Annotated in this window: 41 protein-coding genes and 1 tRNA gene; 2 read left to right on the forward strand and 40 right to left on the reverse strand. The window is 58.1% G+C overall.

Annotated elements, in window-relative coordinates; translation table 11 throughout:
• Window positions 1–9 precede the first annotated feature (9 nt).
• From Q0U90_RS07905 to Q0U90_RS07925, 5 genes are read right to left on the reverse strand one after another with little or no spacing between them, the layout of a single operon-like run.
• Window positions 10–1,302: a PBSX family phage terminase large subunit gene (locus tag Q0U90_RS07905; RefSeq protein WP_297453274.1), complete on the reverse strand. Its 1,293-nt coding sequence runs from the start codon at window positions 1,300–1,302 to the stop codon at window positions 10–12.
• Complete coding sequence (locus Q0U90_RS07910; RefSeq protein ID WP_297453276.1) at window positions 1,299–1,703, reverse strand: helix-turn-helix domain-containing protein; 405 nt, start codon at window positions 1,701–1,703, stop codon at window positions 1,299–1,301. Before Q0U90_RS07910 ends, Q0U90_RS07905 begins: the two co-directional genes overlap by 4 nt.
• Before the next feature lie 60 nt (window positions 1,704–1,763).
• Entirely contained in the window at window positions 1,764–2,012 is a 249-nt protein-coding gene (locus Q0U90_RS07915) for a hypothetical protein (RefSeq protein WP_297453278.1), read from the reverse strand.
• Window positions 2,013–2,030: 18 nt separating this feature from the next.
• A complete protein-coding gene (locus Q0U90_RS07920; RefSeq protein WP_297453280.1) occupies window positions 2,031–2,567 on the reverse strand; it encodes a ParB N-terminal domain-containing protein in 537 nt (178 codons plus the stop codon).
• A gap of 3 nt (window positions 2,568–2,570) precedes the next feature.
• Entirely contained in the window at window positions 2,571–2,945 is a 375-nt protein-coding gene (locus Q0U90_RS07925; RefSeq protein WP_297453282.1) for a hypothetical protein, read from the reverse strand.
• An 11-nt stretch (window positions 2,946–2,956) separates the two neighbouring features.
• Between Q0U90_RS07925 and Q0U90_RS07930 the strand changes: the two genes are divergently transcribed.
• Window positions 2,957–3,214 (forward strand): hypothetical protein, encoded by a 258-nt coding sequence (locus Q0U90_RS07930; protein ID WP_297453284.1) that lies wholly within the window; start codon window positions 2,957–2,959, stop codon window positions 3,212–3,214.
• Window positions 3,215–3,323: 109 nt separating this feature from the next.
• Here Q0U90_RS07930 and Q0U90_RS07935 read toward each other — a convergent pair.
• The 34 genes from Q0U90_RS07935 to Q0U90_RS08100 all read right to left on the reverse strand — a co-directional run bounded on the left by Q0U90_RS07935 (window position 3,324) and on the right by Q0U90_RS08100 (window position 18,412).
• Window positions 3,324–3,395: transfer RNA gene (locus Q0U90_RS07935), tRNA-Gln, on the reverse strand.
• Window positions 3,396–3,705: 310 nt separating this feature from the next.
• The gene (locus Q0U90_RS07940; protein ID WP_297453286.1) at window positions 3,706–4,194 is read right to left on the reverse strand and encodes a hypothetical protein; all 489 of its coding nucleotides are present in this window, start codon (window positions 4,192–4,194) and stop codon (window positions 3,706–3,708) included.
• 57 nt (window positions 4,195–4,251) lie between these two features.
• Window positions 4,252–4,713: a dUTP diphosphatase gene (dut, locus tag Q0U90_RS07945; protein WP_297453288.1), complete on the reverse strand. Its 462-nt coding sequence runs from the start codon at window positions 4,711–4,713 to the stop codon at window positions 4,252–4,254.
• Entirely contained in the window at window positions 4,710–4,886 is a 177-nt protein-coding gene (locus Q0U90_RS07950) for a hypothetical protein (protein WP_297453290.1), read from the reverse strand. Before Q0U90_RS07950 ends, dut begins: the two co-directional genes overlap by 4 nt.
• Before the next feature lie 141 nt (window positions 4,887–5,027).
• Window positions 5,028–5,543 (reverse strand): RusA family crossover junction endodeoxyribonuclease, encoded by a 516-nt coding sequence (locus Q0U90_RS07955; RefSeq protein WP_297453292.1) that lies wholly within the window; start codon window positions 5,541–5,543, stop codon window positions 5,028–5,030.
• Between the two features lie 54 nt (window positions 5,544–5,597).
• Window positions 5,598–5,795, reverse strand: a complete 198-nt coding sequence (locus tag Q0U90_RS07960; protein WP_297453293.1) for a hypothetical protein — start codon at window positions 5,793–5,795, stop codon at window positions 5,598–5,600.
• A complete protein-coding gene (locus tag Q0U90_RS07965; protein WP_297453294.1) occupies window positions 5,792–6,130 on the reverse strand; it encodes a hypothetical protein in 339 nt (112 codons plus the stop codon). Before Q0U90_RS07965 ends, Q0U90_RS07960 begins: the two co-directional genes overlap by 4 nt.
• Window positions 6,131–6,314: 184 nt before the next feature.
• The gene (locus Q0U90_RS07970; protein WP_297453296.1) at window positions 6,315–6,659 is read right to left on the reverse strand and encodes a hypothetical protein; all 345 of its coding nucleotides are present in this window, start codon (window positions 6,657–6,659) and stop codon (window positions 6,315–6,317) included.
• On the reverse strand, window positions 6,656–7,036 hold the full coding sequence (locus Q0U90_RS07975; RefSeq protein WP_297453298.1) for a hypothetical protein: 381 nt from the start codon (window positions 7,034–7,036) through the stop codon (window positions 6,656–6,658). Before Q0U90_RS07975 ends, Q0U90_RS07970 begins: the two co-directional genes overlap by 4 nt.
• Window positions 7,033–7,434, reverse strand: coding sequence for a hypothetical protein (locus tag Q0U90_RS07980; RefSeq protein ID WP_297453300.1), 402 nt, complete (start codon window positions 7,432–7,434; stop codon window positions 7,033–7,035). Before Q0U90_RS07980 ends, Q0U90_RS07975 begins: the two co-directional genes overlap by 4 nt.
• Entirely contained in the window at window positions 7,435–7,749 is a 315-nt protein-coding gene (locus Q0U90_RS07985; RefSeq protein WP_297453302.1) for a hypothetical protein, read from the reverse strand.
• Window positions 7,746–7,991, reverse strand: a complete 246-nt coding sequence (locus Q0U90_RS07990) for a hypothetical protein (RefSeq protein WP_297453304.1) — start codon at window positions 7,989–7,991, stop codon at window positions 7,746–7,748. The genes Q0U90_RS07985 and Q0U90_RS07990 overlap by 4 nt, the downstream gene beginning before the upstream one ends.
• Before the next feature lie 74 nt (window positions 7,992–8,065).
• Window positions 8,066–8,353, reverse strand: a complete 288-nt coding sequence (locus Q0U90_RS07995; RefSeq protein ID WP_297453306.1) for a hypothetical protein — start codon at window positions 8,351–8,353, stop codon at window positions 8,066–8,068.
• Window positions 8,350–8,697, reverse strand: coding sequence for a hypothetical protein (locus Q0U90_RS08000; RefSeq protein ID WP_297453308.1), 348 nt, complete (start codon window positions 8,695–8,697; stop codon window positions 8,350–8,352). Before Q0U90_RS08000 ends, Q0U90_RS07995 begins: the two co-directional genes overlap by 4 nt.
• Window positions 8,694–8,978, reverse strand: a complete 285-nt coding sequence (locus tag Q0U90_RS08005) for a hypothetical protein (RefSeq protein WP_297453310.1) — start codon at window positions 8,976–8,978, stop codon at window positions 8,694–8,696. The genes Q0U90_RS08000 and Q0U90_RS08005 overlap by 4 nt, the downstream gene beginning before the upstream one ends.
• Entirely contained in the window at window positions 8,975–9,526 is a 552-nt protein-coding gene (locus Q0U90_RS08010) for a hypothetical protein (RefSeq protein WP_297453311.1), read from the reverse strand. The genes Q0U90_RS08005 and Q0U90_RS08010 overlap by 4 nt, the downstream gene beginning before the upstream one ends.
• Window positions 9,519–9,695, reverse strand: a complete 177-nt coding sequence (locus tag Q0U90_RS08015; RefSeq protein WP_297453313.1) for a hypothetical protein — start codon at window positions 9,693–9,695, stop codon at window positions 9,519–9,521. The genes Q0U90_RS08010 and Q0U90_RS08015 overlap by 8 nt, the downstream gene beginning before the upstream one ends.
• Window positions 9,692–9,931 (reverse strand): hypothetical protein, encoded by a 240-nt coding sequence (locus tag Q0U90_RS08020; protein ID WP_297453315.1) that lies wholly within the window; start codon window positions 9,929–9,931, stop codon window positions 9,692–9,694. The genes Q0U90_RS08015 and Q0U90_RS08020 overlap by 4 nt, the downstream gene beginning before the upstream one ends.
• Window positions 9,932–9,937: 6 nt before the next feature.
• The gene (locus tag Q0U90_RS08025) at window positions 9,938–10,234 is read right to left on the reverse strand and encodes a hypothetical protein (protein WP_297453317.1); all 297 of its coding nucleotides are present in this window, start codon (window positions 10,232–10,234) and stop codon (window positions 9,938–9,940) included.
• Between the two features lie 33 nt (window positions 10,235–10,267).
• Complete coding sequence (locus Q0U90_RS08030) at window positions 10,268–10,750, reverse strand: single-stranded DNA-binding protein (protein ID WP_297453319.1); 483 nt, start codon at window positions 10,748–10,750, stop codon at window positions 10,268–10,270.
• Window positions 10,751–10,860: 110 nt separating this feature from the next.
• Window positions 10,861–11,115: a hypothetical protein gene (locus tag Q0U90_RS08035; RefSeq protein WP_297453321.1), complete on the reverse strand. Its 255-nt coding sequence runs from the start codon at window positions 11,113–11,115 to the stop codon at window positions 10,861–10,863.
• A gap of 108 nt (window positions 11,116–11,223) precedes the next feature.
• Window positions 11,224–11,433 (reverse strand): hypothetical protein, encoded by a 210-nt coding sequence (locus tag Q0U90_RS08040; protein ID WP_297453323.1) that lies wholly within the window; start codon window positions 11,431–11,433, stop codon window positions 11,224–11,226.
• A 35-nt stretch (window positions 11,434–11,468) separates the two neighbouring features.
• The gene (locus Q0U90_RS08045) at window positions 11,469–11,813 is read right to left on the reverse strand and encodes a hypothetical protein (protein WP_297453325.1); all 345 of its coding nucleotides are present in this window, start codon (window positions 11,811–11,813) and stop codon (window positions 11,469–11,471) included.
• A gap of 105 nt (window positions 11,814–11,918) precedes the next feature.
• Window positions 11,919–12,563, reverse strand: coding sequence for a hypothetical protein (locus tag Q0U90_RS08050; RefSeq protein WP_297453327.1), 645 nt, complete (start codon window positions 12,561–12,563; stop codon window positions 11,919–11,921).
• On the reverse strand, window positions 12,560–13,045 hold the full coding sequence (locus Q0U90_RS08055; RefSeq protein ID WP_297453330.1) for a hypothetical protein: 486 nt from the start codon (window positions 13,043–13,045) through the stop codon (window positions 12,560–12,562). The genes Q0U90_RS08050 and Q0U90_RS08055 overlap by 4 nt, the downstream gene beginning before the upstream one ends.
• A gap of 4 nt (window positions 13,046–13,049) precedes the next feature.
• On the reverse strand, window positions 13,050–13,940 hold the full coding sequence (locus Q0U90_RS08060) for a hypothetical protein (RefSeq protein WP_297453332.1): 891 nt from the start codon (window positions 13,938–13,940) through the stop codon (window positions 13,050–13,052).
• A gap of 50 nt (window positions 13,941–13,990) precedes the next feature.
• Entirely contained in the window at window positions 13,991–14,320 is a 330-nt protein-coding gene (locus tag Q0U90_RS08065) for a hypothetical protein (RefSeq protein WP_297453335.1), read from the reverse strand.
• Window positions 14,310–15,053 (reverse strand): hypothetical protein, encoded by a 744-nt coding sequence (locus Q0U90_RS08070; protein ID WP_297453338.1) that lies wholly within the window; start codon window positions 15,051–15,053, stop codon window positions 14,310–14,312. The genes Q0U90_RS08065 and Q0U90_RS08070 overlap by 11 nt, the downstream gene beginning before the upstream one ends.
• A 180-nt stretch (window positions 15,054–15,233) precedes the next feature.
• Complete coding sequence (gene recT / locus Q0U90_RS08075; RefSeq protein WP_297453341.1) at window positions 15,234–16,058, reverse strand: recombination protein RecT; 825 nt, start codon at window positions 16,056–16,058, stop codon at window positions 15,234–15,236.
• Window positions 16,059–16,076: 18 nt separating this feature from the next.
• Window positions 16,077–17,090, reverse strand: a complete 1,014-nt coding sequence (locus Q0U90_RS08080; protein WP_297453344.1) for a lambda-exonuclease family protein — start codon at window positions 17,088–17,090, stop codon at window positions 16,077–16,079.
• A 100-nt stretch (window positions 17,091–17,190) separates the two neighbouring features.
• The gene (locus tag Q0U90_RS08085) at window positions 17,191–17,376 is read right to left on the reverse strand and encodes a helix-turn-helix domain-containing protein (protein WP_297453347.1); all 186 of its coding nucleotides are present in this window, start codon (window positions 17,374–17,376) and stop codon (window positions 17,191–17,193) included.
• A gap of 14 nt (window positions 17,377–17,390) precedes the next feature.
• Entirely contained in the window at window positions 17,391–17,810 is a 420-nt protein-coding gene (locus Q0U90_RS08090) for a hypothetical protein (protein WP_297453350.1), read from the reverse strand.
• Between the two features lie 94 nt (window positions 17,811–17,904).
• Window positions 17,905–18,165: a hypothetical protein gene (locus Q0U90_RS08095; RefSeq protein WP_297453353.1), complete on the reverse strand. Its 261-nt coding sequence runs from the start codon at window positions 18,163–18,165 to the stop codon at window positions 17,905–17,907.
• Window positions 18,166–18,199: 34 nt separating this feature from the next.
• Window positions 18,200–18,412: a hypothetical protein gene (locus Q0U90_RS08100; RefSeq protein ID WP_297453356.1), complete on the reverse strand. Its 213-nt coding sequence runs from the start codon at window positions 18,410–18,412 to the stop codon at window positions 18,200–18,202.
• A gap of 194 nt (window positions 18,413–18,606) precedes the next feature.
• On the opposite strand from Q0U90_RS08100, the gene Q0U90_RS08105 reads away from it, so the two are divergent.
• Entirely contained in the window at window positions 18,607–19,068 is a 462-nt protein-coding gene (locus Q0U90_RS08105) for a helix-turn-helix transcriptional regulator (RefSeq protein WP_297453359.1), read from the forward strand.
• Between the two features lie 137 nt (window positions 19,069–19,205).
• Here the strand turns inward: Q0U90_RS08105 and Q0U90_RS08110 are convergent, their stop codons facing one another.
• Complete coding sequence (locus tag Q0U90_RS08110; RefSeq protein ID WP_297453362.1) at window positions 19,206–20,399, reverse strand: site-specific integrase; 1,194 nt, start codon at window positions 20,397–20,399, stop codon at window positions 19,206–19,208.
• Window positions 20,400–20,929: the final 530 nt, after the last annotated feature.

The raw sequence follows: 20,929 nt of genomic DNA on the forward strand, positions 1-20,929 counted from the left end.
GAATGCCATTTAGGTTGTCTCCAATACGCGGTCAAGGAGTCGTGCCCATTCCCACCTGGACGAAAAGATGCTGTAGCGGAGTGCGTCTACTGCGTCGTCGATGTCTTTGACGGGTGCTTCGACTCCACGGTTTGCTGCTTTGTCGTCCCAGCGGTAGCCGGGCAGTTCTCGTATGAGTTCTGTACAGGTTGTTGATATGCGGAGCTGGTCATTGTCCAGCAGGCTGGCGACGGTGCGGATGCCATCGAGGACGGCGTTGTCGGCTTTTGCGAGGTTGGGGTGGTGATCTTCCCAAAGTTGGATGTGGAAGCTTTTTGCAGCAGGGTCGGTGTAGGTCCACTCCGGCTCCGGCCAGTGCTGTTTCCACTGGTCGCGTTTCGCTTTGAGGTCGGCTGATAGTTTCGCGTCCGTCAACCCCGTCGCGGGTGCCCACTCGTCCAGGACGTATAGGCGGGTCACCCCATCATCGTCAGCGCCTACGCCAAGCAGCATGCCGCGGGTGGGGTGTGTGGTGCCGTAGTCGATACCCAGTGCGAGGGTGCGGTCAATGGTGGGCAGCTCCGTGGGGTGAATAGTATGGCGGCTCTCGTCGAACATGGGGTAGATCGCCCCCTCCGCCGATACCCATAACCCTAGGATGAAGCGTTTGTACCACAGGCCCGTGTACTCACGTTTGAGTGATTCCTTGTAGTCAGGATCCAGGCTGGGGTTGTCGTCCATGGTGAAGTGCCAGTAGGACCATGTGGTGAGCTGGTCACCCTCGGGGGTGTGGTCGTCGAAGTGCATGGTGCCGGGAATTTTCGACAAGTAGTCCGTTTTCAGCCAGTGTGCGGGGCTGTCGGGGTTGGTGGTGCCCCAGAGTTTCGCACCTGCCACGGACATACGCGCCAACATCTGCTTAAAAAAGCTCTTGTTGAGCACAGTGATCTCGTCACCAAACGCCCGCCCAATCGTCATGCCACGGATACGCGCTTCGGATCCCTCGTCGTTCGCGCCGATGACGTGAACTTTACGTCCGAAGATAGTGGCAGTGGCTGCGCCCTGGCGGTAACGCACAAACTTACGGAATGGCGCGAACACCCCAACATTCTCGATAGGTTCGAACACGTTGCGGTAAATACTGTCGCGGTTCTTCCCGAAGATCACGATCGAGCCTGCCCCGGAATACAACGCAACCTCGTTAAGGATGATCCACAACCAGCCGAACGTTTTACCAGCACGCACAGACCCATCAAAGATGTTCACGCGGCACTGCGAGTAGGCAACACTGTCAATCTGCTTTTGCGACATACCCACCGTCACGACGCAGCCCCCTTAATCGCGGACATCATCGCTGCCAGCTCGTCACGGGCGACTTGTTCCCCGCCGTCATCTTCAACACGGTTCGTGCCCAATAGTTCGGTACGTAGCTGGTCGTACTTCGCCACCACCATTGCTGCCTTGTAGTCACCCTTGAGTGCTTTAGGCACCCACCGGCTGATCATCATCTCGTGCAGGGCGACTTGGTGGTCGCGGTATTCGAGGGCTTCTTCTTTGGGGAGGTCTTGGGTGTAGCGCTTGATGTCGTTGCGGACGGTTTCGGTGGAGACACCAAGTTGGTCGGCGATTTGTTGGTAGGACATGCCGATGATGCGCATGTCGCGTGCTCGGCGTGCGCGTTCGGCTATGCGTAGGTTGTCCTTGTCGCGGTGGAGTGCGGGCAATGTGTGTGACCTCCCGGATCAGCTTCGGGTGGTCACGGTATGAGGTGCGTGGGGTTGTCCCTATTCGTCGTCGTCGAGGTAGTCCAGGCGGCGGTGGTCGTCTGCGACGTAGTTTTGGGCGATGTGGAGCATGCCTGCTGCGGTGACGTTGGAGAGTCCACCGGATGTGTACGCGCCGACGGTTTCGCTGCCGTCGAGGTTTTCCCATCGTGTGACGAGGATGTAGTCGGTGACGAGTGCGTCGTCGGTTTGGTTGATGTCGTCGTGGAGTAGGTCGAGTATTTCTTGGAGTGCTGTGGGTGGTTGCATGGTGTCCTTTTCGTCACGTTACGCTAGTCCGCAGGTGTAACCCTCCGCGGTGAGCTTCGCCTTAAGCAGCTTTGCTTCATCCTCCGTGGCGCACTCCACAAGCAGATTCCACGCGGTGGGTTCCTCCGGCGGCATATCCGGCACATCATCCGCCGTCGGTGTATCCAGCTCTTCCAACAACGTGTCCAGCTCGTCGCGGGTAAACCCAGTACCGTCCAGGTCCGGGTATTCAGTAAGCAGGTCCACCAACGCTTCCACCTCATAAGACGCAGCGTCGTTAGCGCGGTTGTCAATCAGGACAATGTCACGCGCCTGGCGCTCATCCACATCCACCCAATGCACGTCGATGGTTTCCCACCCAAGCTGTTTCGCAGCTTCCCACGTGTGATTCCCAGCCAGAATCGTGTTCGCCAGGTTGGGCGCTTTTGTCCCCTTGTTCACCACAATCGGCTTGTACTGCCCATGCAACTCAAGCGAACGCGCAATCATATCCACATCACCCCGACGCGCATTACCGGGATACGGGTTGAAAATCTCAATAGCTTCAAGCGCCACGGCCTACTCCCCTCTCCTCGTGCCTGGGTATCTGCTTCTCACGCTCTCATTGACGCGTTGCCTGTACAGCTCGGCGATTTCATTGCCAGCCCAACGCCGCTCAAACTCACGACGCATAACCTCTTCCTGACTGATCTTCATAAGACGCGGTAATGACGGGCCAACCGTGTTAATGAAGTCCACCAATTCCTCAACCATCGGAGACGGCTCACAATTTGGAAGCACTAGGACATTGTTCGCGTCCACCACGCCCCATACCTGCGCGGTCTTCACCTTGCGGTTAGGGTCCACCTTGCCGTTAGGGTCCACGTGATCAAGCGTCAAACCGCCAATAATTCTCCACGGGGTGGGGTGCTTTTCCAGGAAATGTGGTTTCATGCTTCCTCCATGTGTTCGCGGCCGTCCAGGCTGTGGTGGCTGATCACGTAGTTAACGGTCCCGTCGTCGGTTTTGACGGGTTCGATTTCTGGGCCGCATGGGCAGTCTTCGGTGTGCTCGTGGGTGACGCTGTCGTTGATGGGGATGATGTGGACGTGCCGCCCATCATTGGTGGATACGCCCCATCCGGTGGCGGCGCTGGTTGTGTCGAGGTTTACGGCTGCGTAGACGAGTCGTACGCCGAGCCAGGCGCATGCTTTGGCGAGTAGGTTTCTCATTGTTCTCTTTCGTGGTTGGTTGGCTTCCCTCCGTGGGGTCGAACCACGTCTGCCGCATTCAAAGTGCGGTGTGCTACCCGATACACCAGAGGGAACTACGCTCCCCTGTAAGGATTCGAACCTCAATCTGCAGAGCCAGAATCTGCCGTGCTGCCACTTGCACCACAGGGGAATGCCACCTGTTGCTTTGGTTCTACCCCCGGTGGCGTGGGATCAATGACGGATAGCTACCAGTCCGTGCCAAAGCCTGTGGCCTCACCGGGTGGCCGAAAGAGAGTAACTGCACCCGTTAAGGCCGTGTGTGTGACTGCCGTAATCACACTGCTGTAACTATACCCTGGTTTGTTGCCCTGCGTTGCGTTAGTGGTGTGGTTTTTGCCAGCGTGGTTTGCGTCTGCCGCGGCGTTTCTTTTTCGGCGGGGTACGCGTGTCTTGCTTGCCTGGTTGTGGCGGCGAGCTGGGGGTGACACTGCCTCGCCTGGTCATGATGTTTTCCTTTGGTGGTGTTCACGCCACCCCAACGCGGCCTGGTGCTTCGGGTGCAGGGTGGCGAGTTTGCCCTCACGCTTGAGCCGCGAGTAGCAGACGCGGCAGTATCCGCGTGCGGCATGGGTGAGGATAGTTGCGTCTAGGCGTATGGATTTGTCACGTGCGATCATGTGCCGTCCGCATTCTTTGCAGGTGGTGGGGGTTGGCATGCGCCTGCGTTTAATTGGTGGGGGTTGGCCCACTAGTTCGTAGAGTTGCAGTGTTGCGTCAATCGTGCCGTCTAGCCAGATACCAGCCTGGATGACATCCACTGCGTGCGTTTTCCGTTCCCCGTCAAGTGTGTTACCCGCAACGATGGCTTGTTTGGCGCAGTCAGTGCGCAGCGGGCAGTGGTGGCACATTTCGAGTGCTTCGGTGATGGTTTTGGGCGTGGCTTTGGTGGGGTTGGTGAATTCTGTTTTCCCCTCGCATGGTGGCCGCACACCATGTAATGCTGCCCTATCATGCTGTTTTAGGCAACATTACGCCACGGTGGTGTGTTACTTTTTTCCGGTTGAGCCGAAACCACCCTGTCCCCTTACTGTCTCGTCCAGGTGCTCAACCTCCACCCAGTCCGTGAGGTCCACCGGCACCACAACCAGCTGGCAGATTCGGTCACCACGCCTAATGAACTGGTGCCTCCGGCCTGTATTGCGCAGGCACACTTTGACCTCACCGCGATAATCAGCGTCGATAACACCAGTGCCGTTTGCCAGGTCCAGGCGACGCTTCACACCCAGTGAGGAACGCACATACAGCAGCCCCACATATCCCTCTGGGATAGCCACTTTTACGCCTGTGCTGACCATGAGGGTGCCGTCATACGGTACGGTGCTACCCACCCAACGGCCTGCCCCACAATCGTCAGCAGACCACGCTGTAAGGTCTACACCAGCGTCTGTGGGGTGCGCCCGGCATGGGGTGGGTACGTCCGGGTGAATCTTCGTGAACTTGACTGTCATGCTGTTCTCCTCTTTTTGATTCGTGTTGTGTAACCGTCTGCTTCCCACGCGGCTGCAACCTCAACGGCTTGGTCACGCAGGCTGTAATCCATGCCGTCTACAGGCAGCCATGCGCCAGGGCAGGTGCCGCGACCATCGTGGGTTATCCAGACTTCGACGATGTATTCCCCCACGGGTCACCTCCAATCATGCTGGCGTACAAGTTGGTAAGCGCTGTGCGGCGATGGCCCACATGACCGGATGGTGGCGTTGTTCGTAGGCCAGGGCACAAAACATGATTGCTATGCCGATCAGGCAGGTGATTTCGAACATGATCATGCGGCTGTCACCACCACGTGTGCGCCGGGTTGGCCGGTGGTGTATTCCTGGCGTGCGTCCCAGTGGACTATACGGGCATCATTTTTGAGCACCCCGGCTTGTTCAAGCCCATCACCCAGGGCACGTTCGTTCTTGTCACAATCCACCGCGGTGGCGGGCAGTTCGAACCGTGGATTCTTCGGCCTGGGGAGGTAGAACACGACAGTGACCTTGACTGGGTAGTCAATCGGCACGCCTTTGTATTTCATGTGGCAGACCAGTTTGATTGCTTGCCGCCAGGCGGGCAGTTTCTTGTCCATCTCGATCATCACCCCGTTACCCACGTGGCGCTTACTGCCTTGGGTGGCGGGGTGACCGGGGATGAACACGTCAAGCAGCGGTGGGCCAGAGGGGTTTGCTGGTGGTGTGCCATTGGCCGCACACGCACAGGTAGGCGCGGATTGGCATGTGTTTGCGGCGGCCCTCGCGCCATTCTTTGCCGAGGGCTTCGTCTGCGTCTTGTTGTGTTGCATATTTCCTTTTGTGCGGTTTAGGGCACTTGTTGTGGTTGGTGGGTTTGCGGCGGGTCATGCTTCTAAGTGGTAGGCCACGCCTAGCAATGTCCCAACCGTGATCGCCAGAGTGATGAGGTAGATCGGCGTAGCGAGGTACTCCGCGTCTAGGCGTTCTGCGATTAGTAGGGCTACTGCCCCTGGAAGTATCAGTGCGGCGATGATGGCGAGCATGAAGCCGACGCTGGTGATGATGCTTATAGCTAGGCTCACTTGGTGTTCTCCTTGAACCAGTCGGCCCAGAACTTGATCAACGTGTGGACGGTAATCGTTCCTCGTTCTGCGGCTCCGTACATGTCCGGCAGGATCGGCGCGCCGGACAGTTCGAAGATGCGGAGGTCGGAGGGTTGTACTTTGCCGCGTGCCCAGACCGCGGCGAGTGTCTTGGTGGACGTTTCGCCGGGGAGTAGTCCTGCTTCGTCGAGGGCGTTGGCGGCACGGTAGTGCAGCGGAATGTCGCTGTTTTTCTCGGCTTCGCGCATGATGATCACGGCGGCTTTGCCTTTGGGGGTTATGCGGATTACTTGATTCTCGTCGTTACTGCTCATTTTGTGTTCTCCCAGTCGCAGCTGATTGCGCCGTAGTTCGTGTGGATTAGGCACGTCACGGAGCGCCCGTCTTTCAACGTGAATGTTGATTCCCTCACGATTAGGCCGTTGCCGTCGGTGCTTTTCGTGGGTGTGCCACACGCAGCCAGTGTCAGCACCAGGGCGAGGGCGATGGCTACGCGCTTCATTGCTGCCCCTCGCTACGGAACTTTGAGGGGTGTTTTTCCGCGTAGTCAGCGGCAGCGAGAAGCTTGTACGCCATGGTGCGGATTACGGCTGGTGGGTATGAGTTGCCCCAGCCGAAGTAGTCGCTGATGTGGACTTGTCCTGCGAGTACAGCGGCGTATTTGTCTTGGTCTATTCGCCAGCCTGGTGTGTGTATGTCTTGTGGGCATTCGTCTGGTTCGGGCAGGTCTGGTGCGAGTAGGCCTGCGTCCTGCACCAGGTTTGCGATGCATTCTGGTTCAGCGCAGCCGGTGGGGAGGTGCTCGCGGATTACGTCGCAGGCGCGTCCGTAAACAGTCCTCATTTGGTGTCTCCTTGGATGATTCGTGTGAGTCGGTAGGCGTGGTTTTCGGTCCAGTCGGCGGCGGTGCTGTAACCGTCTTTGCGTTGGTATCCCGCGTGGGTGTACATGAGATCACGCAAATCGCGCAGTTCCCGGCGCAGGCGCAAAAGTTCGCGGGCCATATCCGGGGCAAGGGCGGCGAAGGCGAGGTTTGTAAGCTCTTTATCTTCCTCTATCTCCATGCCGCAGCCGAAGACGCGCTCATTGTCAGCTTCTACCCACGCGGCCAACCCCTCTATGAGGTCGCCGCAGTCGCTGGTTTCTTCGGCTTTTACCTCCCACGGGCCGGGTCTGGCTGTGTCCGCAAGTTCCCGTAGTCGGTCGTAATCAATGCTCATTCGTCGTCCTCCCAGTGTGTGAGGTCGGTCAGTAGGTTTTCGAGGGTTGCCCACTCTCGGTGTTCGATGGCGCGGGTGACAGCAGCGAGATCAGTCAGGTTGCAGGTGCCGTGCTCATAGTCACCGGGGTACCCCTCAAGGTTTCCGAGACACAGAAACATGGCCTCATCGGGGGTTGCAATGTCGCTGATTGACCAGCCTTTACTGTCCGCACGCCGCAGGGATTTTTCTGCTATGTCCATGCTGATCGGGGTTCCCATGATGGAGCACTCCCCGCTAGCCCAGGTGGCTTTAGCTGTGTCACGGTCCATCACCCCACTGACTGGTAGGTCCACCACCGTGGACCAAATCACATACTCATTCCGGTCAGCGCGAGGCTTATACATAATCCGTGGCATTTAGTGGTCTACCTCTTCCTTTTCTGCTGCTAGTTCACGTCGCCAATACTCACTCCCGGTGAGTTCTTCCCATTCGGCCTGGTCGTGGGGTTCACGGATTCCGTAAAGGTTGCCGTACCGGTCGTACTCAATGACACGCGCCCCGTAGATACGTTCTTGCTGCATGATCATGTCCCATGACCGGGTGTGAAAGTCTGCAAAGTCGAAACCTAGGGGCTTATCTTCGAAATTCCATGCGCCGCAGATTTGGGCTACTCCCCGCTCGCTCTTGTCGTAGTAAATGTAGGTGGCGTGCCTGCGGATTTTCCCTCTCATGCGGTGTCTCCTGCTGCGAGTGTGAGTAGTGCGGTGGCGATTTTGCCCCAGTGTTTACGGTGAAAACCCGTTACCATCACGCCGCCTTTGCCGATGACGGCCACCGTGTTCGGATCGGTCAGCACCAGCTGTTTCTTCCCCACGGTCATGGGGAATGCTTGGCGGTGAAACGTGACCTCACGGGTGCGGGCACAGTAGTCGGCGTAGGCCAGGGCACTAGCGTGCGTGGGGAAACGTTCCACCTCGGCGTGGTTACCCGTGTTTTGTGCTACCCATTGCCGCGGATATGTCTGGTCTTTGAAAACTCTCCAACGGCTCACTGCTCCACCTCCATGGTCTTATCTAAAAGCGCTTCCCAGAACGGGTTGTCGATTCTGGCCAGCTCCGACTGCTTAGCACCCTCGTTGCGGCGTAGCTCAACCTCAAGCGCCACATCACGAGCAATCACAAAACGCGTGTTCTCCGACAAGTCCTCCCAGTGATCGATCACCCATCGGCAGGTTTCCTCCACCACGTAGGTGGCACGCCCACGGGCATACCGCACCGCACCAATAATCAGGAACTCCTCCGAGGGGGTGATCTGAATAGGGCTATCCCAGCTCACTCCGTCACCTCCGGGGTGGACACGAGACGGTGCACAATGCGAAATTCCACTGTGTCTGCACCTACGTCTTTGCGTTTGAGTGCGGACCGAATGGCGTTCTCACACCCACGTTTCCTCTTGCACCAAACGCTCGTGCTACCCCTCTTGCTGAAATGCCCGTTTTGCAGGACGTACAGCCACGGGCTTGCCGATCCCCGCCGCACCTGCGCCGCGTACTCCACACGCATTCCTGCGATGGTTTCGAGTGCGTTGGCTACGTCTTTCCAGTCCATGTGAAACTCCAGGGCGCTTGCGTCCGTGCCCTTAACCTTGGCCAGCAACGTCTGTGCTTCAAATGGGGTCATTTGATTACCTCCGGGTCCGACACCAACCGTCGCACGGTGTGCTCCGGCCAGCCACGGTCTTTTGCATACCGGCCAGCGTCGCCAGGAGTTGTAAACCACTTAGCTTTATGGGACAGCTGCGTCACGGTTTCACCATGCGACAAATACCGCCACACACCAGGTCTAATCTCCACCTGCACCGCGTATTCCCAGGTCATTTTTGCGATGGTGGCGAGTATTGATTCGACGCGTGTCACGTCGGCGTTTTCCAGCATTCCCTGGTCTTTCTCCGGGGTGATCATTCCTCACCACCCCAACCCCAACGCAGGACCTCCACACTGCCCTCTTCGTCAAACATCTCATTAGGCGTGCGGCGGCCACTCCCATCACCACACACCCAGTCACCCACTTCTTTCCACCACGGCAAACCATCATCAGTCCCCACGATGGTGCCCTCCGGCGCGTCCCAAAAACCCTGCACAGAATCCAAATGCGTCGGGTGATCTGGCAGCTCAACGATCTTGTACTTCTTGCCGTTCGGGGTCAGCGCCGAGGGGTAATACGCACCCTTATCACAGCAGATAAGGCTCTCTTTCCCGTCCCAACTGCCGTCCAGGAACATCATCACTACATCGCCATCACGCTGCGTAGTAGCACCCGCCAGGTGGTATTTATCCTCCTCCCAGATCATGTCGTCCATCGTCTCCGGCTTCGTAGTGGCCATGATGTACTCCGCGGCAGTCCTAGCTTTCTCCACTAGGTCGGCAGCCCACACAGCCCCAAGCTCCGGCAGATTATCGAGATACTCCACAGCCCACTGGCGGGCTATCTGTTCTTGGTTGTTAAGCATTGGTTTTCTCTTTCAGTTCGGTCAAGGTCAGCTTGTATAGGGCTACGGCAATGTCGGTGGTGAGCCGTGTGATTTTGTTGATGCCGTCTGTGGTGTATGCGTCCATGCGGGTTACTTCGGCATGAAATGTGTTCACCGCTTCGGCAAGGTCCTGGTGCTGGTTTCTCATGGTTTTTTCCTTACGTACAGCCACCCGGCGCGGATGGCTGCTTGGTAGCCGTCACCGAGTAGTTCGCCGGTGTTGATTCGCCACCTGTAGGTGTTTCGGGTGCCTGGTGTGAGGTCGTGTTGGTCGGGAAATGGTAGCCACGATTCGTCCGCGGGCTTTTGGTCCGCTTTTTCGTCGAGTTCGCGGGCGAATTTGTCGTATATGGGTGGCCTGCCTGGGTGGTTGGGTAGCTTCATGACAGGTCACCTAGTGTTGCTTGCGCCTTTGTAGGCGTTCGCTGCTCGTGTCGCGATGGTGCTGTTTGTCCAGGAGGATGGCACGTTGATCGTGGACGTGATAGAGGTGGATGACACTTCAACGTTGCAGCGGTTGCCCTCGTTAATGTCCAAGACACTGAAAGTCAGGCCGTTGTTGAGGGTGCCGGAGCAGTACGCCATCCCCTCTTTCGCGTCTTCACCAGCGGACTTCGATTTGATGCTGTTGCCGAGATTTGTGGCGACTTGAGCAGCGATGTTTTCGCATTTGGCCATGGATGCCATGAGTGGGTTCTCCTTTTTGGTGGTTGGTGGGGTTTAGTACGGGGCTTCGTCGGTGTTTGCGCCCTGGCCGAACCCGCCGCGACTGTCTTGCGCTACCCAGCCGGTGGGCTGGCCTTGGTTTTGTTGTGCCGTATTTGGTGCGTTGTCGCGTGAGGTGCGCGCCACCTGGGCAGTCGCGTATTTCAGGGACGGTCCGACATCCTGTACATCGATTTCGTACACGGTGCGGTTGTCACCCTCCTTGGTCTGATAGGAGCGTTGTTTCAGGGTGCCGGTGACGATGACACGCATGCCTTTAGACAGGGATTCTGCGACATTTTCAGCCATGTCACGCCAGCAGTTACAGGTCATAAACAGTGCGTCGCCGTCTTCAAACTCGCGGGTTTCCCGGTTGTAGACACGCGGGGTGGACGCGATACGGAAGTTGGTGACGGCCGCGCCGTTGGGGATGAAACGCAGCTCCGGGTCGCCGGTGAGGTTGCCGACGATGGTGATTGTGGTGTCTCCTTGTGCCATTAGTGTCTCCTAGACGTATGCGAGCTGGTCGAGAATGTGGGCTGGCAGTAAGGGCCAGATGATGTCAAGTACCGCGTGGATGGCGAGTTGTGCGGTGGTGGGGTCTGGGTTCATGGTGTGGTCCTTATGGGTGTGCCGTCTGGGTTCCAGGCGGGTGGGTAGTTGGTGGTTTCCCAATTAATGGGGTTGCTGTAGTTGGTGTGCGATGCGCGGCCACGTGAGGGGATCGTCAGCTTCATGTAGATGCGGTCTGTGCCTTGCATGGCGTGGCGAATGATGGCCAGCTCACCTGTTTCGGTGTGGCGTATCCACCGGCCAGACATGGCGAGGATTTCTTCGGCGCTGTAATCGGCGAGTGCTGACATCGGGTGTGTTCCTTATTGGTTTCCGGTGGCGATCAGGATTAGGCGTACGAGGTTGAGCACCTGGGCGAGGATGTCGAGCAGGTCAGGAATCATGTCGGGACGCATTAGTTACTCCTTATTGGCGAGGGCAAGCGCGGTATCAGCGTGGTCAGCAAACGAGGATCCGTAGGTCCACATGCCGACCAATGGCACTGTGAAGCTTGCCCACACGAGCGGCAGGATTGGTGCAGTACCGGCCTGGATAATCAGCACGGTTAGGACGAGCGCCACGCCGATAAGCGCAATGGCAATGTGGCGCGGGTTGATGGTGTTAAGCATTGTGTTTCTCCCTTTTTTTGGGTGGTTGGTGGGGTTTAGAAGCCGATCGTGGCGACACGCTCACAGCTATCCGTGTTCGTCAGCGTCCACGCGTGACCAGGGATGACTGGCAGATCATCAGCGATCATCTCGACGAACGCGCCCTGGTCACCGCCAAGGTAGTCGTAGCCGTACTCCAGGACGATGATGTCGCTGTTGTCTTCCATGCCGTATACAAACTGGCCTGCGTAGTCACCGTGCTTAGCGGCGACGTAGCCAACAACCTGGTCGATGGTTGCCAGCGGCGTATCGGCAATGATTTCGGTGCGTGCAACGACGGTGTCACCCTCGGTCAGGTTGGTGGTGCCGTGGGTGATGGTGGCGGTTGCGGTGGTCATCATGGTCTCTCTTTCGGTTGGTGGGTGGTTCCGGTGGCAGCCGGTCTCACTAGGTATTAATGCTACACCACAACGCAACGTAACGAAACACTACAGCGCAACATTAAGTTAGCGACGCTCACGAGCAGCACGCTCCGCCGCCGCACACTCCACACACCCAACCCCCACCGCGCCACCAGCATGCACCTCACACCGCGCATCCTCCACATAATCCACCACAAGCGGATGACCAGGCCAAATAACCTCTGGTAGGCGTGCTACTTTCGGCAGGACAGGTGACTTAGGCGCGGGGTTGAACGACGGGTAGTCGGCGAGGTATCGCGTCGCTGCGTCGGTCAGTAACCCACCAGGCGCAGGGGCAACATTAAGCGCATGCAACCGCTCTGCGACGGCTTGGTTGATGCGGGTGGATGCGGTAGCTCGCAGCCTGTCAATCGCGTTTTTCGTGACATACGGCTGGCGCAGCGTCGTCGTGTCCTCCCACCACGTCAAGATCGCCAGCTCCTCGGTGTCACGATCCACGACGATCAGCCCAGCATGCTCCAGCTCCTGGGCGGTCACGTCAACGTGCTCGAATTCGAGGTCTGCCGTCAGGGGTGCAAGTCGGCGCGGGTTGTAGTCGAGAGTGCCGGCTGTGGTCAGCGCTGGGTGTGTCCACAACATCAGGTAGAGGTGCTGCTGTGCTGCGGTGAGGGCGCGGAATTGGGGACGTGCCCATAGCTCGGGGGGCAGGATGCGGTAGGTGCGGCTCATACAGCGTCCCCTTCGGGGTGACGGCGGTTGAAGATGTCGTTGAGCCGGTCGGTGAATTTGGTGGCGGCGTTGGTGTTTGGGGGGTTGATTGCTGGGGGTTGGTAGCCGCGGTGTGTGCCGAATGTGCCGTCGGCGATTTGTCGGTCGCGTTCGTCTTGTGCGGCCTGGCGGTGCGCTTCGATGGCGGCTTTTCGCTGGGGGTCGTTTTCCCACTTTGCGAGTACGGCTTTTGCGGCTTTGTGCATTTCGCCGGTGGTGACCATGCGTCCGTGGTCGATGTGGTTGACCCAGTGGTGCACGGCTTGTTCCCAGAGGTCAAGCGGGTAGTTTTTGGTGCCGAGTGCGTGTGCCCATTCGTTGATGAGTTCGCGGTTGGGTTGGCCGGTGCGGTCGAGGTGTGCGGGGAAGCGGTCGGGGGCGAGTCGTTTGCCGATTCCGAGGACGCGGACCGCGATGGCGGTCTTTTGTTGTGGAGTGAGCATGTGGTTATCCGATCTGTCGTTGGTGGATGACTTCCCCGTCGATGACGGGCTGTGTGCCGTTTTGCGGGCCTGCAAGCATTGCGGTGAGTACTTCTTCATCTGTGCGCTGTTGTCGCGCCTGTGGGCCGTCTGGGCGTGTTCTTGGGGTGAGTTTGTCGCCCCACCCATCCCGATTCAGCCATGTTGTCGGGTACGGGATGAAACGTTCGTCGGTGCCGTCCTGGGCGTGGAAGTCCGCAAACGTTCGTGTCGCGTCAAGCAGATCGTCAATGCGGATCCGCTTGAGCGCCCTGAACCACGCTTCGAACGCTTTGCGTTTACCGACGGGTCGCGGGTAAGTAGCCCACCATGTTTCGAATCCGTCTGGGTAGCCGTTGGTGGTGTCGGGGATGTCTTCGGGTTCGTCGGTTTGGTTCACGCGCCCGACTTGTCGGGCATGTATTACCTGTTCCCCTGTTCCCCTGTTCCCCTGTTCCCCTGTTCCAGGCGCGAGAGTGTCGCGAGGGTCTCGCGAGGGTGTCGCGAGAGTGTCGCGAATAACAGCGTTTTCGCTGGTCGGCTCCGGGTAACGCGGCTTGTTCGGCTTATCAATGCGCTGATGGACATGCCAATTCGTAATTGCGATGTAATTACGGTCATCGACGGTGTAGCGAACAATTCGGCCCGCTTCAGACAGTCTCTGTAACCCTCCGGAAACCCTCGCGAGAGTCTCGCGAGAGTCTCGCGAAAGATCATCCGCGAACAAATCAGCCGCGATAAGAGCCATGCGGTCCAGGCCGACTCCATTGTCATCGACGTAGGACCACAGGCCGATAAACAGCAGGCGGTCTTCGATGGACAAGTTGGAGATGTCTTCGGAGCGCCAGAACTCTGGCTTGATGGACCTAATGCGCACAGTGGGTTCCTTTGAATGTCAGTGTCGTAATTACAAATGTTGGATGGTGGCTAGGCGGCTTGGGTGTCCGGCATGGTGCCGACCCATTCGCGGATTGCTGCCCCGTGGCGAGACGGTGTGGTGGCACACACGAACCGGCCTGTGGGTGTGATCAGTCCGTCAGCGTGCGCCCGGCGAAAGAAACTGCCGATTGTGTTTGGGTGGTGCGGGTCTGGCGCGTCAGCCATGAGCAACCGGAAATGATCAGCGGTAAAAGGTGTGCCACGCCTAGCGAGGTGGTTCATCGCTTGTTGTGCTGCTGCGTCCCAACCACGGTGGATAGCGATCTCCGCGAAATAAGCCACATCGCGTACGTCCAGGTCGAAAAGGTTAGGCTGCATGACGCACCGACTTTGCCTGCTTAGCTGCCTTTGCTTGCCGTCCGCGTTCTCGGTCGCTTTCGAGGTAGATGAAATCGATGATTTCGTTGCTTGTTCGGGCTGTGGTGCCGTCAGCGATGTCTTTTAGCCGCGGGTAGCTGATTTCGGTGTGCTGCCATTTTCTCTTGTTGCCTGCTGGTGGGTGGTGTTCGTTGGGGTTGTCGATGTTGTCCCATTCCATTGGGGTGGCCCATTTGCGGCGTTTGGCTAGTGGTGTGGGTGGGCCTGCTACTGGTTGGTGTGCGACCTGGTCCCAGAGGGTGTTGATGGCTTGTGCGGTGGGGTGGGTGATGTTGACGCGTCCGGTGCTGATTTTTGAGATTAGGGCTTGGGCGAGTCCTGTGTTTGTGGCGATTTCGGTTTGTGTCCAGCCTGCTGCTTGGAGCGCGTGTAGGCGGCGTTGTGTGGGCCAGGCGGGTACCCAGGATGCGCCGGTGCGTGTGTGTGGGTTGATGCGTGCGATGCCGTCGGCGGTGGTTTTGCGGACTGTGCTGCGTTTGCCGTCCCGGAGGTTGTAGACGGAGTAGATGCTGATGCCGACGGTGTCGGCGATGGCGGCGCATGACCAGCCCGCGGCGAGGAGGGTGTGTAGTCGTGTGATGGTTGGGCCGGATGGGTGGTAGGTGTTGGCGGCGTTTTCGGTTTTGGCGTGTTTGCGGCAGTAGCCGTGTTTGGCGTTGCGTTGGGGTTTCATGTCGCAGGTTGGACGTTTGCAGGTGTCCAATGTTTTGTCCTTTGCGTGGTTGGTGGGTGGTGTGGCGCGGTGGCAGCCGCGCCGGGTAGTGGGGTGTGGTCACCGGATACCCCGCCCCGGTCCTGGCTTGTAGTCGAGGGCGTGTCTACGCGGGGGCGTGTGGAGTCGCCCCCGTTCTGGCTAGGCGGTTTGTTCTTCCGGTTCGTCTACAACTTCACCGTCGATGTGCTCCGGCGCTTCACCATCACCCTCCGGGTGCTCCCCGTAATTAATCGCGTCTGGGGTCAGGTCCACACGCACTGTCTCGTCTGCTGCGATAGCGGTCGCCAACTCCGTGGACTTCGGCATCCACTTCGACAGCTGGCGTACACACGTCTTATGCGCCATTGCTTCGAAATTGTCCACCCACGGTCCAAATTTCTTCGACTTGGCGAAACGATCACGGTATACCAGCATTTCCGGGTAAGACATGACGTAGAAAGCGTGCCCACCCGTGGTGAATTTCGCGACCGCGTAGTAAGCAACCGGCTGGCCCTTATCGCCACCCATGTACGGCTTGTGGACCAGCTTGTCCTCCAGGCCGTAGTCCACCTCAAAGAAGTCGTTTTCGTAGACGGTGCGTGCGATCAGCGACTGGATTTTGCCGGAGCGGTGCGCAAGCTCCACCAGCCCCTGGTAGCCAACGACGAGCTGTGCGACCTGGCCGCCCTGGCGGTTGTCGTAGAACGGAAGCAGGTAGGCGTGTCCAAGTACACCGGGGCGTAGGCCGAGCTGTGCGCAGGTCATGAGCGAGCCGAGTACGGACTGTGGGGTGCATTGTGCGAGTTTCGGGGTTTGGCGTAGGCAGGTCAGTGCGTCGCGTACAAGCTGGGATGCTTCGGCACCCTTGGGGGCTGCGAGCGCGAACTGTGATTCCATGCTTCGGATTTGGTCTGCGAGGGTGGTGGGGCGCTGCTGTGCAGGCGTGCTGTTTGCTGCCATGCGCTGTTCTAGGTTCTTGGCCATTTTGGTGTGTCCTTTCGGTTAGGCGATTGCCTGGGGGTTTATGGATATGTGCTGGTAGTCGGCGTATACGTCCGGGTGGTCCGCTTTGAGCCGGTCAGTGGCTAGCGCGAGTCTGGTCAAATACTTGGCGTACAGATCCGGCTTTTCGGCTTGTAGGCGTTTCTCGTTGAGCCTGCCGCGCTGCGTTTTCGCCCAGATGGTGTCGCCGGTGGCGATCTGGTCATGCCCCGCCATGAGTTTCAACAGGTGGTTGGTGGCTTCACGCTTACGCTTTTCGGCGTCCTTGTAGTCGGCTTGCGCTTGGTGGTACTGCTCCACCCACTTGCGTGCGTCCTGCTCTTCGACTTCCTGGGTGCCGATCGTGCGGGACTGTCGCCACTCCGTGGCAAGCGCGTCCTTGGTTGATTCGTGCCACTCGATAGGTGGCTCCGTATCTGTCTCGACGAAGTTCCAGAATTCCTGCTCGGCTTTCCAAAGCATTTCGAGAATGTTGGGATTCAGCTCGACCCGGTGGATAGACAGGCTGTTGCCGCCGATTAGGCCCGCGACGACCGCTTCACGCCAGCCGGTTACAAGTCCTGCATGGTGTACTTGCACCTCGGCATGGTCTGGGATCTGGTCTGCCCATTGCTTCGCGTTGCGCGCTGAAGTGTTTTTGAACTCGCAAATGATGTTCGGGGCGATCATTCCGTCGAGGTTGGCGCGTAGCCACGGGTAGTCCTTGTGTGCCCATGCCTGTTCCGGTTTGTCGATTTGTACACCCAGGCGTTCGGCGGTTGTGGATCGGATGACGGGTTCGAGAATGTTTCCCCATTCCATCATTTCCGCTGTTTCCGGGTCTACTGGAACGTCCAGCGGGACGCGTCCGGTCTTTTCCAGCCAGATCGTGTAGGGAGACGGGCCTTTTTCGTATCCGACACCGGCAATGACGCTTGCGTCCGATGATCCGATGCCGTGTCGGCGTTGCTCGAGCCAGTCGTAACGGTCACGTGTTTCGGGTAACACGGTGACGGTGTTAGGGTGAAGTGGCATTGTGTTCCTTACCTTGGTTGGTGGGTACATGTGCATTCGAGTGGTCACTGTGGTGCGTTTTATAGGGGTGGCAGCCCCTGCGCCTGGTGGTCACTCTCTTTTATGCGGCTGTGGTGTCTGCGAGGAATTGCATGAATGGTTCGACTTCTTCGGCGCGGATTCGGTAGGCCCGTCCGATCTTCAATGCGGCCAGGTTCCCGGCTTTGATGTGGTTTCGGATGAACCTGTCCGAGAAGCCTGTGACGTGCGCGACTTCATCGACTGTTAAGTAGTCCTTTTCCATCATGTTCTCCCTTGTGGTTAGTCGTTTAGCGCGTTGAGTAGGCCTACGAACTGCACGGCCAGGTGTGCGGTCTTTTCCGGGCCAAATGGGGAAATCCGAATATTGGCGATGGTCTCGCCAGTGATGTTGCTTTCTACCTCAATCGAAGCAACCTCCTGGTATTCGACAAAGGCACACATCGACAGGGTGTAGTCGCCGAACTCATATTGCAGTCTCTGCTTGCCATTTGGGGTGTATCCATCAACTTTGGGTTCGATGATGTTTGGGGCTACCCCTGCTGCCTTGGTTAGGTGGTAGTCAACTTCTGTGACCATTTCGACAAATGCGGTCTGCCTGTCCTCGGTTTGGCCTGCGAGGGATTCAAGTCTGCCGCGTAGGTCTTGATCGTCGGTGGTGTCGAGGATCTCGCGTAGCCCCTGGCTAGTGGGAGTGCTCATTGTTTTGGCTCCTTGTCGGTTGGTGGGTGGTATGGCCTTGGCAGTGGCCTGGTGCCCGTGGTGGGGCTTGCACCCACCTGCCTGCTATGTCGGGCTATGCGGACTTTTCGGCGTAGTCGATGATTTCGTTGCCCCATGCGTCGATCTCGTCGAGGGCGCACGTGAGGGCGTCGAGGTGGGTGCGGAGACTCTTTCGCGCTTCCGGAGTGCCTAGGCCCATGCCCCCAGGCCCGTTGGTGGTGAATTCGTGGTGCATGTCCTGGACTGCTTCGTAGATGCTGTTTAGGCAGTCGTTGACGGTGGGGAGTGCTTCGGGGTCTTGGAGGGCTTCGGTGAGGGGGAGGTTGTTCTGCATTTTCGGGGTCTCTTTCGGTTGTGGTTGGTGGGGGTTATTTGGTGGTGACGCGCCAGTATGGGTCGATGCTGGATAGTGCGTCGTTGTAGATGCAGTTCGCGAGTCCTGGGGTGTCTTCGGTGATTTCTTCGATGGCTTGGACGAGGGCTGCGATTGCTTTTTCGGGGACGTATTTGTCGGGGTTTTGGGCGTGGAGTTGTGCGACTCGGGCCTTGAATGACATTGCTGCGCTGATGTGGGTGGTCATGGTGTTCTCTTTCTGGTTTGGCCGGGGTGGCAGCCCCGGTCTTTGGTTGGTGGGTTCCGGTTGGTTCCTGTCGGTTCCGCTCGGTTCCTGTTAGCTATAACATTACATGACGCAACATTGCGACGCAACATTATGGGTAAATTACCTGCTTGTAACGTGCTTTCACCATGCTGCACCGGGTAGCATCTAGCGGCATGGAAACCAGCAACACACAGCCGAACATGCTCCTGGCCAACATGGCGCGAAACGCCAGGCTTGCCCTAGATATGAGTCAGGAAGATGTAGCCCTCGCCATGGATCGCTCACGCCATTGGGTTACCCAGCTGGAGCGTGGCACTTGGTACAAAAATGGCGAAACGTTCACGTTGGATGGGGATAATGCGCTGCGTTTGGCGTTGACGCTTGATTTGGATCCGGTTGAGGTTTTGCGTGCTGGCCAGGTGGAACTGGAACGCTGGCCCGATCTTTCAAAAGTACGTTCGAATAGTGATAGCGTTAAGAGCATCGACATCAGTAGTCTGTCACCACAACAACAAAACATCATCGAAAGGCTGGTAGATGAATTCAAATACCCAACCAGCGGCAACGACAAACCAGAGCCGGAACCCCGATCTCATCGTCGTGCCTCAAAGAGGTACCGCTTTCCCCAACCGTAACCTCACCAAACTCGAACAGGAAGCCGTCAAAAAAGACTGGGCCAACTTCGGCCACCACCCCCAGGCCGACAATGACCAAACCTGGCTAATCCAGGTCTGGCACATCAAAAACGGCACCCCCACAATCACACGCGAAATCACCCTCCCCAGGCAGACAATGCTGCCCTCGCCGCATCCTGCGATACATGCAAATAATGCCGCGTCGAAACCAGCGTCGAGTGCCCCACAATTTGCCTAATGATCTCTGGATCCACACCAGATTCCAGCATGAGTGACACCATCGTGTGACGTGCAGAGTGTAAATCCACATCACGTACCCCCGCTCTCGCGCAGAGTTCATGCCACGCCAGGTTGTCGTAGCGTGACGTTAATGGCCGCCCCTTTTCATCGACGAACACCAGACTTTGCCCGCCGGATTCTGCTTTCCAGTCGCGCATTGCTTGCGCTGTCGCAACGGTCATCGGAGTCACACGGATAGATGCAGCAGTTTTCGGACGCTGCAGCCACAGCCCCATGTATGCGGGCCGTAGCTCGAAATCCTCGGCTGCGTCCGGCTCACGTACCGTACAACGCGCTGCAGACACCCCCGCCCCGCACACACAGTCGCGTCCGTGCCGCCACGGCACCCGCTGCAGCTGCCACGACAAGTCCAACGCTTCCACCCCAGGGGTAAGGTCCACCCGCTCCCATTCCAGGCCCAGACACTCCCCTTGGCGCGCCCCGGTCTGCAACGCCATGAGCCAGCGGGCGCGCCACATCGCGGACTCACCCTGAATCGTGGTGATCAGGGCGCGGACTTCAGCGGCCGATAGGGCTTCACGTTCACGGCTGACAGCGCGGGGCTTGTCCATCTTGTCGCACACGTTTGCCGCGATCTTGTCCTCGCGTACCGCGTCCTGCAAGCATTTGCGCAGCGTGTTGTGGACCGCTTCGACGGTGCGTGAGCTGGCCCCACCGTCACGCATGACCGTATGCAGGTGACGCACATCGTCGGTAGTCAGCGCGTCGAGTTTCCTAGCTCCCAGGGTCGGGATGATATGCCTGCGACCATAGGAGCGGTAGTTGGCGAGCACGTTTGGGCGTACCCGGTGCGCTGCAATCTCGTCACACCAGTGCGTCCACCACTGCCCCACGGTCGGGGTGGTGCCTGCGATGTAGGTGCCGGTGGCGATTTGGCGAGCGATTTCACGACGACGGGCCACAAGGTCGTTCTTGCGTGTGGCGGTGACTTCACGACGGCGGGGTTTGCCGTCCGGGCCGACACCGGCGTTGACCATGAAGCCGAAACGCCCGTTCTTCTTGCGGTAGATGTTGCCTAGGGTTGCACTCATTGGGGGTAGCTCTCTTTCGGGTCAGAGTGGTTGGCTGCATGCATGCAGTTTTGCTGCACCGCCGGTTCCTCCCCAGTCCGCACGGTTCCTATGGGCAACATTAGGCCGCAACTCGCGACCTGGGGAAACTGTAACTAACGCTGCCTAGGATAGCATTAAAGTTCAGCTTCCCAAGCTGAGAGTGCGAGTTCGATTCTCGTCGCCGGCTCCAAGGTAAAACAGTATTTTCGGGGGATTCTGTCAAGCGGGTGCTGCACAAATGCATGCACTTGGACAAGGGGGACGATAAACCCCCGCCGACAATGCTGTCGAGCGGGGGTGTTGCAATGCTGCGCGGGATAGCGCAGGCCCTTAGTTGATTGGTTGTCCGTCTGGTGTGTAGAAGATTTCTCTGAGTCTGAGACCGGATTTTGCGTTTATTCGCATAATGTTTTGTGGTTTTGTGCCGTCTTTTCGGATTAGTCGCACCGTCGTGAGCGACGAACACCCAGAGAACATGTAGGACATGTCGGTGACCTGACTGGTGTCCA

Origin of the sequence: uncultured Corynebacterium sp. (assembly GCF_946998835.1) — a bacterium.
Taxonomy (GTDB): domain Bacteria; phylum Actinomycetota; class Actinomycetes; order Mycobacteriales; family Mycobacteriaceae; genus Corynebacterium.